General features: G+C 42.1%; 10 protein-coding genes. 4 read left to right on the forward strand and 6 right to left on the reverse strand.

What is annotated here, in order from left to right; genetic code table 11:
- Positions 1-9: 9 nt before the first annotated feature.
- The 6 genes from ACBP55_RS24860 to ACBP55_RS24885 form a co-directional block, all read right to left on the reverse strand.
- Positions 10-840 (reverse strand): CheR family methyltransferase, encoded by an 831-nt coding sequence (locus ACBP55_RS24860; protein ID WP_464645569.1) that lies wholly within the window; start codon positions 838-840, stop codon positions 10-12.
- Between the two features lie 3 nt (positions 841-843).
- On the reverse strand, positions 844-4,995 hold the full coding sequence (locus tag ACBP55_RS24865; RefSeq protein WP_464645570.1) for a response regulator: 4,152 nt from the start codon (positions 4,993-4,995) through the stop codon (positions 844-846).
- Between the two features lie 183 nt (positions 4,996-5,178).
- Positions 5,179-5,472 (reverse strand): hypothetical protein, encoded by a 294-nt coding sequence (locus ACBP55_RS24870; protein ID WP_029195227.1) that lies wholly within the window; start codon positions 5,470-5,472, stop codon positions 5,179-5,181.
- Positions 5,473-5,808: 336 nt separating this feature from the next.
- Positions 5,809-6,402, reverse strand: coding sequence for an ATP-binding protein (locus ACBP55_RS24875; RefSeq protein ID WP_464645571.1), 594 nt, complete (start codon positions 6,400-6,402; stop codon positions 5,809-5,811).
- A 22-nt stretch (positions 6,403-6,424) separates the two neighbouring features.
- Positions 6,425-7,237: a PAS domain-containing protein gene (locus tag ACBP55_RS24880; protein ID WP_464645572.1), complete on the reverse strand. Its 813-nt coding sequence runs from the start codon at positions 7,235-7,237 to the stop codon at positions 6,425-6,427.
- Between the two features lie 111 nt (positions 7,238-7,348).
- Complete coding sequence (locus ACBP55_RS24885; RefSeq protein ID WP_464645573.1) at positions 7,349-7,906, reverse strand: class I SAM-dependent methyltransferase; 558 nt, start codon at positions 7,904-7,906, stop codon at positions 7,349-7,351.
- Between the two features lie 234 nt (positions 7,907-8,140).
- Between ACBP55_RS24885 and ACBP55_RS24890 the strand changes: the two genes are divergently transcribed.
- The 4 genes from ACBP55_RS24890 to ACBP55_RS24905 all read left to right on the forward strand — a co-directional run bounded on the left by ACBP55_RS24890 (position 8,141) and on the right by ACBP55_RS24905 (position 11,939).
- Positions 8,141-9,013 carry a pentapeptide repeat-containing protein gene (locus tag ACBP55_RS24890; protein WP_464645574.1) on the forward strand — a complete coding sequence of 291 codons (873 nt, stop codon included), beginning with the start codon at positions 8,141-8,143 and terminating at the stop codon, positions 9,011-9,013.
- Positions 9,014-9,273: 260 nt separating this feature from the next.
- A complete protein-coding gene (locus ACBP55_RS24895; RefSeq protein WP_464645575.1) occupies positions 9,274-9,675 on the forward strand; it encodes an NUDIX hydrolase in 402 nt (133 codons plus the stop codon).
- 53 nt (positions 9,676-9,728) lie between these two features.
- A complete protein-coding gene (locus ACBP55_RS24900; protein WP_464645576.1) occupies positions 9,729-10,670 on the forward strand; it encodes an alpha/beta hydrolase in 942 nt (313 codons plus the stop codon).
- Between the two features lie 492 nt (positions 10,671-11,162).
- The gene (locus ACBP55_RS24905; RefSeq protein WP_464645577.1) at positions 11,163-11,939 is read left to right on the forward strand and encodes a DeoR/GlpR family DNA-binding transcription regulator; all 777 of its coding nucleotides are present in this window, start codon (positions 11,163-11,165) and stop codon (positions 11,937-11,939) included.
- Positions 11,940-12,094 lie beyond the last annotated feature (155 nt).

Here is a 12,094-nt window from a genome sequence, read left to right on the forward strand (position 1 = left end):
ATAACTTACTTACACGGGCAGTTGCTTCCTAAAAATTCTCCACTTCGAGGAGAGTGCTTCATACTGAGACTGAATCTCTGAAAATTCGATAGATTCCTTACTGCCGAGACATAAGAAGCCGCGAGGAACGAGACTTTGGTTGAAAAGCTGATAGACTTGATTTTGCAATTGCTTATCAAAGTAAATGAGCACATTCCGGCAAATGATGAGATGCATTTCACCAAAGGCGTTATCCGTTGCCAAATTATGCTGCGAGAACACGATGTTTCTTTTCAAAGCTTCCTTCATTTTGCCCATCTGATATTTGGCATGGTAGTAATCCGAGAAGGAGGATTTACCTCCGCTTTTTTGATAATTTTTAGTGAAATTTCGGATATTTTCGATCGGGTAAATGCCTTCTTCCGCCGTAGTTAATGATTCTTGATTCATATCCGTTGCATAAATCTGAACACGATCGTAGAAGCCTTCTTCTTCCAGCAAAATAGCCATCGAGTAAACTTCTTCTCCAGTTGCGCATCCGGCATGCCATATTTTCACAAATGGGTAAGTCTTCAGCAAGGGAATCACTAGACTGCGCAGCTCCACAAAGAACTCAGGATCCCGAAACATTTCAGTGACAGTTACCGATATATCCAGCAATAATTGATTGGCAAACGCTTCATCATAGAGCACCAAAGGAATCATGTCAGACAGTCGCTCAAGACTTGATTTCTGCCTGACATAGTGCAATCTTCTCATTAAAGATGAGCGGGCATAGTTACGGAAATCATATCCATGCCGCTGATAAATAGCTTCCAATACAAGATCGACTTCAATCTTTTCGGCGAGTTTTTCAGGCATTTTTTATCGTAAGAGCCAAACCCTGATTAATGATAACAATTTATCGGTATCTACCGGCTTCGTCATATAATCATTGGCTCCCCTCTCTATACATTTTTCACGGTCACCCGTCATAGCCTTTGCGGTTAAAGCGATAATCGGGAGGGACTGGAACTTCGGCATGGTGCGGATATGACCTATGGCTTCATAACCGTCCATCACCGGCATCATAATGTCCATAATGACGAGCTCGATCCCGGATTCAATTTCCAGTTTATCCAAAGCCAGCTTCCCATTATCCGCCATCACGACATCCAAGCCGTGTTTTCTTAATATTTTGGATAGGGCAAACGTGTTGCGGAGGTCATCATCCACCAGTAAAATTTTGCGTCCCTTCAAGGTTTCATCCGAATCACGCACCATCCGAATCATTTCTTTATGCGCTTGCGGAAGAGATTTATGAACGCTGTGAAGGAATAGAGAAACCTCATCCAGCAAGCGATCCGGCGAATTCGCGCCTTTAATCACAATGCTGTCCGTAAACTGGTTTAGTTCCTTATATTCTTCCTGTGTGAGCTCTTTTCCAGTATTAATAATGATCGGCGGTATGGAGCCCTCTGAATCAACAACTAACTGCTGCAGCAGTTCAAAGCCAGTCATATCCGGCAATGTCAAATCAAGAATTACACAATCAAAAGGCTGTGATCTCAAAAGCTTCAGAGCTTCTATACCCTTAGAAACACTATGAATATCAACCTTCTTGTGCTTGAGCAGTTCATGAATAGCCTTTTGGTTATTTAAATCATCCTCCACCACTAAGACCTGTTGGATGCGCTCTTGCAGCTTATGTTCAATTTTGTTAAAAACAACATCAATGTCTTCCGCTTGAATCGGTTTGGACAAATAGCCGATGGCCCCGCGCTTCAAGGAGTCTGAGCTCTTATCTCGACCTGAAATAATGTGCACAGGGATGTGACGTGTCTCGTTGTGATACTTCAAATGATCAAGGACCTTCAGGCCGTCCATATCTGGAAGCCCCAAATCTAATAGAATCGCGCTTGGAATATACTGCTTGGCTAATTGAAGGCTACTAAAGCCATCTCCTGCCGCAAGGCACTTGAATCCCTTTTTGTAAGACATGTCCATAAGAATTTTGGCAAATGACGGATCATCTTCCACGATCAAAATAACCTTGTCTTGCACACTATTCTTAAGGTGTTCCCGATCATCAGGCAAGAACGTTTTCGCCTGCTGAGCCGTTAAAAGATGATCCTCAATCGTGCTTGCAACCAACAATTCACTTGAAATCTGTAGAGAATCGACTGCAGCAACCTCATCTTTAGACGACACTACCTTTGGCTCTGTCATTTCGGTATTAGCGGTTCCATCGAGCGGGAGATAAAGGGTAAAGCTGCTGCCTTTCCCCTCGGAACTTTGCATATGAATTTCGCCGCCCAATAGCTTAGCCAACTCTCTAGAAATGGTTAAACCCAGGCCCGTTCCTCCATATTTGCGACTCGTCGTGCCGTCCGCCTGCTGAAAGGCTTCGAATATGGCTTGTTGTTTACTTGGAGGAATTCCTATCCCCGTATCAGTTACTGTTAAAGCAAGAGCCCCATTTTCTTCCAGATGGTTATTCTGGTAAGCCGCTCCTTTACCAGCCCTTGCGATCTCAACCGTCACACGACCAGAAGCTGTAAACTTAAAGGCATTGGATAAAATGTTTTTCAGGATTTGTTCTGTACGCTGACCATCTGTCGTTATGAATTCCGGGGTTAGATCGTCAAGTTTTAAAATAAACGAAAGGCCCTTTTCTTTGGCAACTGGGTTAAATTGGTAACGGAGTGACTGAAGTAAATCGTCCAGCCTCACTTCTTCCATTTGGATGTCCAATTTGCCCGCTTCCACTTTGGATAAATCCAAAATATCGTTAATTAACGTCAATAAATCCAAGCCGCCGCTATGAATAATCTTAGCTGACTCGATTTGATCTTCCGTTAAATTGCCATCTTCATTCGAGGATAATGATTTAGATAGAATCAGCAAGCTGTTAAGCGGAGTCCGGAGTTCGTGTGACATATTGGCCAAAAACTCTGATTTGTACTGACTCGCTTGCTCCAACTCTTTCGCTTTTTCTTCTAAGTCCTGCTTCGATAATTGAATAAAAGCATTTTGCTTCTCGATGTCGGCTTTTTGTACTTCCAAATAGTTGGTTTTTTCTTCAAGCTCCTCATTAATGGCCTGAAGCTCCTCACTTTGGATTCGCATCTTTTCTTCGGATTGCTTCAGCATTATCGTCTGCTCTTCCAGTTCTTCATTAGCTGTGCGCAATTCTTCCTGCTGCGTTTGAAGTTCTTCCGTTAACAGCTGTGATTCACGCAGTAACGCTTCCGTTATCTGACGGCTGATAGCGGCTTGAATGACAACGCCTAGTGTATCGGATAATTGCTCCAGTAAATCGTGCTCTATCTCTGTTAATGGTTTAAAAGCGGCAAGCTCTATAACAGCCAACACTTCCTCCTCGAAGAGGATCGGAAGAACGAAGATTTGGAACGGTTTGGATTCCCCGAGACCTGATTGTATATGTATATAATCGCTTGGCACATTCGATAACAAGATAGGCTTTTTCTCCAGAATACATTGACCCACTAGACCTTCACCAGGTCGAACCCGATTCGTTACGTTCTTTCGTTCTTTAAAAGCATAGCTGCCAAGCAGGACAAACCTACTTGATTGACTTTCATTTGATTGCATCTCTTTCAAATAGATAATGCCTTGGCCTGCTCCGACAAGAGTCGATATTTCAGATATAAGCATGCCCACTAGCTGCTGTACACTTGGAACGCCTTGTGCAAGCCCCGTCAAACGAGCTAACTGCGTTTTCAACCAGAATTGCCGCTCATTTTCGGCGGTTGTTTCTTTTAATGAAGCCAGCATGCGAATTAATGCCACACTTAGCTGGTCTCGATCTGAACGAGGAACAATCGTCTGCTCATATTCACCTAATGAGATGCGATCCGCCTGAGTAATGACCTCTTTAAAGCTCGCAACCATGTGATTGAAGGCTCCCATCAGCTCGCCAAATTCGTCCTTCGATTGAATCTCCAGATTAATATCTGTGACGCCTGTCAGAATGAGTTCCGTCGATCTCTTAAGCAGCCGGATTTGAGATAAAAGCATTCTGGAAATCAAAACGATGACCAAGAAGGAGAGGATGAGAATAATGACGTTAAATATGACCACACCAATCAACGATTGCGTGGTACTCTTTTTGATTGTTTCCATACTTTGAGTTAATTCAGTTGAAAGTCCATCCTCAACCTCTTTAAGAAGGTCAACTTCTTGTGTCGCTACGTTGTACCATTGCTGTGAATCCACCCCAAGATTTTTCCCAGGTTCTGCTTTTTGGACTAGTTGAACAAGACGATCGACCTCATTAACAACTTGTCCTTTCACCATTTTTTGATAGAGTTGTTGTGCATTTTCTGTTGCTAGTAATTTGGATTCCTTATAATAAAGCAATTGTTCGTTCTCCAACACACCGATCTGTTCAATATCACTTAAATCCGCACGATTCGCAGAGAAAATATGAAATAATACTGCGCGCTCCCTGCTCGTTGCAAACTTACTTTTGGAAAACAAAATATAGGAATTAAGCATGTTTGAGATTTGTTTATTTGAGCTTATTTCGTTCGTGTTTTGCATCATATCAAAGAGACTGTTTGTCGTATCCAAATAAAAAGAAAGTGTTTCGTTCTCATTGGCTTTCCCTTGATCCAGTTGTGTTCTAAGAATCACAATTTGGTCTAGCTTGCTTACCGCATTATTTGCACTTTTCTTAAACTTATCTCCCAAAACGGATGTGTTCAGTAACTTTAATTGCTCCCGAAATGCATTTGATTTCTCTTCGGTTAGCTTACGTTGATCAATGAGTTGACGTGCAACTGTTTTATCTTCAAAGTAACCTGATAATAGGCTGCGCTCTTTCTGAAACTCATGAATCAGATCATTGATGTAGATTTCCGTTGTAACCAGTGTCTGCAGTTTGTTTAAATCAGACAGCTCTTTCACTTTTCCATAAATGGCATTGGAGGAGAAATATAACAACCCCAACATAGGTAGTGCAATCATAATAATCAGCTTGTAATTTATTTTAGCGTTCCGAATCCATTGCATGTGGCAAGCCCTCTCTTTGGTTGAGACTATGTATCACGTTTAGGTGTATATATTCTACAAATTACGACAAACTCCCTCTTTTTTGGCGCGGATGGGACAATAATGTGCTTGCCAACGCACACAAAAAAAGGACAGAACGATTGGATCGTCTGTCCTTAGCAGCTTCAACTATGACCGATAAAACTAGTGGTTTGGAATAAATTCACTATGAATTTCGATCAGTTTTTGGACGAATATCTCAAAATCATTTTTACTAGATGAAAATTTGAAATCGGTTACACCAGTGTTGAAATCAATAACCGTTAAAGCCACACGATTGAGTGGATATTCAGGAATAGGCTCAGAGGCAAGAGAAATATTTTTGAACGGGTAAATGGATGTTTCACCGTAGAAACGAAGCACAGTTAAATGATCATCTCTTAACTCCAACGATATTTGTTGATCTGCATCAGTGAAACTCTTTAGTGTACTCATCATTAATCAAACCTCCTCTTGTCCTCTATTTTACTATCAAATGAGAAGATAAAGAAGCCCAAAACGAAAAATTTTCCTGATTCTTTCCTGTTTCAAAGGACTATTTATCGGGTAAATAAGCAATAGAGACATATCACCGTTGCTGATCTTGAAGTTCCCAAGCATGTTGAAGTGTTAAGTGATCCAGAAACCATTCTGGTCACCATACTTGGCATGCAGAAGCTTGACGCGGTGGCTGAACCAACTGCTGGACAGGCGGAAGAAGCTGTCGAGTCAGTCTAAAGCTTACTAATGAATTCTATGCTGAATCAGGAAAAATAAAACCGACTCTTCGCGCAGTTAATGCGGTTGAGTCGGTTTTTCATTTTTAGGTAATTCGATTTCCACCGTAGTACCCTCATTAATTTTGCTTTGAATTACTAATTTGCCTCCATGTCCTTCGATAATCCGCTTACAAACCATAAGCCCTAGACCCGTTCCATTCACTTTTGTCGTATAAAACGGCTCCCCCAACTGGGATAACCTCTCTCCAGAAATGCCAATCCCCTGATCTTCAATTCGTATCAGCACACCTTGATTCGTTGCATTTCGGATAGCAATTTGAATGATTCCCCCATTAGGCATAGACTCGATGCCATTTTTTAAAATATTAATTAAAACCTGTTTGATTTGATCTGGGTTACAATAAATGGCTGGTATGTCTGGATCCATATCTATATGTATTTGAACGTTATAGAGATGAGCATGAGGTTGCAGAAAGCCAACTACACTTTTGACAAGTCCCAGGGAAGTGCTCTCCATATAACAATTCAGATGTGGCTTAGCTAGTGTCATAAATTCATTGACAACATAGTTAATATGTTCCAATTCTTCCAACATGACATCAACGTAGTCGGCATTTTTAGCCTTTAGTAATTTTACAAAACCTTTCAACGAAGTTAAAGGATTCCGTATATCATGTGCGATCCCAAGCTGCTAATTGACCAATGAGTGACAGTTTTTCTGATCTAATAATGGCTTCTTCAGACTTTTTACGCTCAGTGAGATCACGTATCACGGTCTGCACGACAGGAACTCCCATGTTTTTGTGGACATAAATGGATGATATTTCGGCATCAAAAAAAGTGCCATCTAACTTTCGCAGCTTTACCTCCATAAACTCCGTATAAGAATCAGACTGCATCACATACTGAAGCCGCTCCAAAATGAAATCCTTGGCACTTAAACAGAAAAAATCATATATTCGTTTCCCCTTGAAGTCGTCTGAAGAAACACCACCAAACAGTGAACAACAAGCATCATTCACAAACTGAATAAGACCATCGTTATGCAAAGCAATGGGTTCTGGATTAAGTTTAATCAACCTTCTAAATTGTTTTTCTCTTTCTAAAAGCTCCTCATCGGCTCTTTTCTTTTCACTAATGTCCCTTTCCACACCAATGAACCCAATAACAACACCTTCGCTATCTTTCATGGGTGAGACAGTAACATTCGCATAAAAAGTAGAACCATCTTTTCTTAGTTTTAACGCTTCGAAATCCGAGCTTTGCTCCCCATCTATTAATGACTGATATAGCCGAAGCGCATCTTCCTTATATTTATCAGGAGTCATCGGCAATACTTTCCCGATCACTTCTTCTCTTGTCCAGCCATGTAATTCTTCAAACTTCTTATTCACCTCTAATACTTTTCCATTCACATCAACAATAACAATTCCGTCTGAGGTTAAATTCATAAAGGAATCAATTAGATGTTCTTTCAATTTCAAGAGTAAGCATCCCCTTATCTCCAAACACGTGATTGTAGCTTATTCGTCTCTAATGGAAAAAAACCTCTATTCCAGATGTAATTTTCAATAAAAATATTATTATGAATCCACTCACTTCTGTTTTTTTCTAGCTTCAACGGTTATAAAAATATTTCCTACGTGCTTGTTTATTTCAATTATTTCTATATCTTCTTGTCTCAATAAATGAACGGTATCTCTATTCAAATGACACCCATCGCAAGCTCGCTTCCAAATCGGTGTCAGGAGATCTTGTAACTTCCCCAAAAAGCTATTTTCATGCCGAACATGTTCAAATAATAAAATGGTTCCAGTTGGCTTACAAACCCTGCTAATTTCCCTGATCGCTTCTACTGGGTTCGGTATCGTACATAAAACTAGTGTCCCAATCACAGTATCAAACGAATGCTCTGAAAATGGCAATTGCTCAGCGTTACCTTCCATGACATGGATAGGAGTTTTGGCTGCGGCAGCTCGCTCGTACGACATCTTCCTTAGAAATGGATTCGGCTCAATTGCTGTTACCGATACATCCTTATAGAAGCTGAAATTAATTCCTGTTCCGCATCCAATTTCCAACACGTCTCCCTTTGCTTTGCTAATTAACTCGGAGCGAATATGTATAAATCTTTTAGTTTCCAAGGGTTTCATGAGTCTATCATAATTATGAACGAACCAATTACTGCTGATGGTTATCTACTCCTTCGTTTAAGCCCTCTCCTTGTCATGGTCAAAGATTGACAGAAAAAAATTTCAGTAATACTATAATAGAATTGAAAAACCATTCATTTTTCATACATATAAAAACGTTCTATTACCATCCCATAACCTTGCTAATTAAACTAGACAAGTATGAGAAATTGGTGTGGCGGAAGGAGGCCAACTATGTCTGAGAATCACGAGTATGCAGAAACTTTAAACGGCAGAAATCCCCTCAATCTGCAATCCGACTGCGAGAATTGCTTCGGCTTGTGCTGTGTCGCACTACCTTATGCAGCCTCGTCAGACTTCGCGATTGATAAAGACGCCGGCCAACCCTGCCCCAACCTGAAACCTAACTTCCGCTGCGGCGTTCACAATAACCTCAGACAGCTGGGCTTTCGAGGTTGTACGGTTTATGATTGCTTCGGTGCGGGACAAAAGGTTTCCCATGTCACCTTCGGTGGAAACGACTGGCGTCAAGCTCCAGGGTCTGCGAAGCAAATGTTCGAGGTTTTCCCGATCATGCGTCAACTCCATGAGCTGCTCTGGTATTTGACCGAAGCGCTGACGCTGCAACCGGCCAGTTCTATCCACGGTGAACTGAGCTTAGCGCTCGACGAAACGGAACGCCTCACTCACCTTAACAGCGACTCTCTCATGAAACTGGACGTGGCAGCTCACCGAGCCCATGTCAATGTGCTGCTTCTAAGGACGAGCGAGCTCGTGCGAGCCGAAGCCCTTCACAAGCAGAAGAACCCAGCTGTGCGTAAGAAGACATACGGTCGAGGAGCCGACCTCATCGGAGCCAATCTCAAAGGCGCCGACCTCAGAGGCGCTAACTTAAGAGGGGCCTACCTTATTGCAGCAAACCTCAGAGGTGCCGACCTGAGAGTGGCAGACCTCATCGGGGCTGATTTCCGGGATGCTGATCTTAGCGGCGCCAACCTCACCGATAGTATTTTTCTTACCCAAGCCCAACTTAACGCGGCGAAGGGAGATGGCGACACCAAGTTGCCACCATCCCTCACTCGACCAGCGCATTGGTCCACTTTCTAGAGCATAAAGCAGCATATAATGAGGTCAGCCAGTTTATACGGGTTGACCTCTTTTTATTTAGCTATCCAGGTGCACGTGTTCGTCCATTTCCTTGCCCGTCCTGCACTATATTCTATTTCGGTTTTATCTCTTGGAATTCCTTTTTCAAAATAATCTCCCGTTCCCATAATCAAAAGCCCCCAGCAGAAGTCTGATCAATGATTACACTCTTGTATGCCATTATGCTATAATTTCAGAAAAATAAGTTAAGGGAGTACGGGATGACTACATTCATAGATAAAATTGCATGGATATACGTTGTTGATGGTCAAATATTAGGTGCTCGTTCCAAAGGAAAAGACATCTATTATATACCTGGAGGAAAAAGGGAACCCGGTGAAACCGATATCGAAACTCTTTTACGAGAAATAGAAGAGGAATTATCCGTTCGCATAAAGCAAGAAACCGTCTCGCATTTTGGAACGTTCGAAGCTGGGGCTCATGGTAAATCGGAAGGTATGCAAGTAAAAATGACTTGCTATACGGGGGATTATGACGGAGACCTGAGATCAGCTTCTGAAATAGAGGAATTGGTCTGGTTAACCTATCAGGACCGGGATCGTGTATCTCCTGTTAGCCAAATTATTTTTGATAAATTAAGAGAGATGAAGCTGCTTTCATAATCCACTTCATCTGATTTAACTCGGTAACATGTAATAAGAAAGGGTGTTTGTTGTTGATTTTGTTGTTAATCGCTGCTTTAGTGGCAGTGATCTTTCTTATCCTCGTTTCCGCAAGCTTTTTTTTCTATCGCGTTGCCATTGCCCGCACCGACAAGCGCTTTTTGAACAACAATCCCGATCTAGCCGTTACTACAAGCGTCGAGAATCCGTTTAGCGGCAACGAAAACTGGTGGATTGAGCAAGCGCCTGCAGAATGGAACATAACGTCCAACGACGGTTTAAAACTCCATGCTTACTATATGGCTGCCGATCAACCGACGGATAAAACCGTCATTCTCGCTCACGGATATGCTGGACAAGCTATGCAGATGGGCAATCTAGCGCAAATGTATAGGGACACATTAGGCTTCAATGTCCTCCTCCCTGACGCTCGCGGGCATGGGCGAAGCGAAGGCAAATATATCGGTTTCGGTTGGCCTGAACGCAAAGATTACGTCCAATGGATCAACAAAGTTATCGATCATTCGGGTGAACAATCGAAGATCGTCCTTCACGGTGTGTCTATGGGCGGAGCGACGGTAATGATGACCAGCGGCGAGGCTTTGCCGCTCAACGTCAAAGCCATCGTAGAGGATTGCGGCTATGCTTCTGTTAAGGACCAACTGGCTTACCAGTTGAGGAGAATGTATCGGCTCCCGGTATTTCCGCTCCTTCATTTAACTAGTATGTTAACCAAACTTCGAGCCGGGTATTTTTTCAGTGAAGCTTCGGCTATAGACCAAATCCAAAAATCCAAAACACCGATGCTATTCATCCACGGCGACGCTGATTTGTTCGTGCCGTCTGAGATGGTTTACGAATTGTTCAAGCATGCTCCCTCGGCAAAACAATTATTGATCGTACCTGGTGCAGGACACGGGCTGGCCCGACACTCGGATCCAGTGGGATATGACCGTGAAGTAGCCCAATTCATCGGTGTGTATGTAGAGGATTAACGGCAAAAAATCGAGGCTGACTCAAAAGGTTAATAACCTAGCGAGCGGCCTCTATTTTATTTCGATATGGAGCGAAATCTAACTGGAATCCCTCCCGTTAATTTGTCGTTAATTGCTCTAAACGGTCATCTAACTGGAAAACCTCCCTCTAATTTAGGGGGGAATCGTTATTTTAGGGTAGAAACATCAGAAATAACGGGAGATTTTCCATGTATTGCAATTGTGAAAACAGAGTCAGACTAAAGATGAACGCCTTATGGGACAGCCCCTTTCTTTTTTGAATAAAGATTACCGCGTCCTTAGAAGAAATCTTGTTCATTGAACGAAACGCCAGTTTCGTGAAGGTAGATGGGCTATCCTACTGCTCCCCCACCTTTAAACGCGAATAAACATGAATATTCACGAAAATAACCATTTACATAACCGAATAAACATGAATATAATGGAATTATCATCGGTAATCGATGAAATTTTCGATTGGAGGTAGGTACCATGTTTTCTGAAGAAAGACGAGAGGAAATCCTAAGACTTCTTCATAAGAACGGACGAATACTTGCAAAGGAGTTAGCAGATATGTTTGAAATGTCGATTGACTCCATTAGAAGAGACCTTTCGATCATGGAGGAAAAGGGATTACTGAAGCGCACGCATGGAGGCGCGGTTCCCGTTGGAAAAGTAAGAAATACACCAACCCCAGATCTATCACTACGCTATGGAGAAGGCACCCCACTCCAAAATGCCATTTCAAGGAAAACTGCCTCATTTATTCAAGAAAAAGATACTGTTTTTATTTCAGGTTCAGGCATTCATTATGGTATGTTGAAATATCTCCCCGAATTTCCATTCACTGTAGTAACCAATTCAATTAAAATTGGGGATCATTTGAAAGAGCGGACAAACATTGAAACCTATCTTGTCGGAGGTAAAGTAAAGCGTTCAGGCAATATAACAGATTCCTTAGCCTATGATTTTATCCGTCAATTCTCGTTAGACCTTTGTTTTATTACGGGTGGCGCCATTTCCAAAAATGGCATTAGTACAGCAACTCCTGAAGTAGCCAGCTTAGGAAGAAGTGCCATTGAAATATCGAGGAAAACGATTTGCTTGGCTCCCCATGAGAAATTAGGTATAGATGCCTTTGCAAAGCTGGGACCTATTACACCAATTGACATACTCATTACAGATGAAGAAGCAAACATTGAAGCTATTGAGGATATTGAAAGTAAAGGAGTTAAGGTCATCATTGCAAAGGTTGGTGAAGATGACTAATGGAAGGAAGTAACACAATAAGAAAGGAATAGACGTTTCCCTTCGCACAGGACGTCTATTCCTCAGACCTGGAGCCGTTAAACGGCTCCTTTTTTAATTATATAGCATGCGATCATTTTCTATAAGCTTTATTTCGACTAGTCGTGAGATGGCTA

The organism is Paenibacillus sp. WG02 (assembly GCF_055396115.1).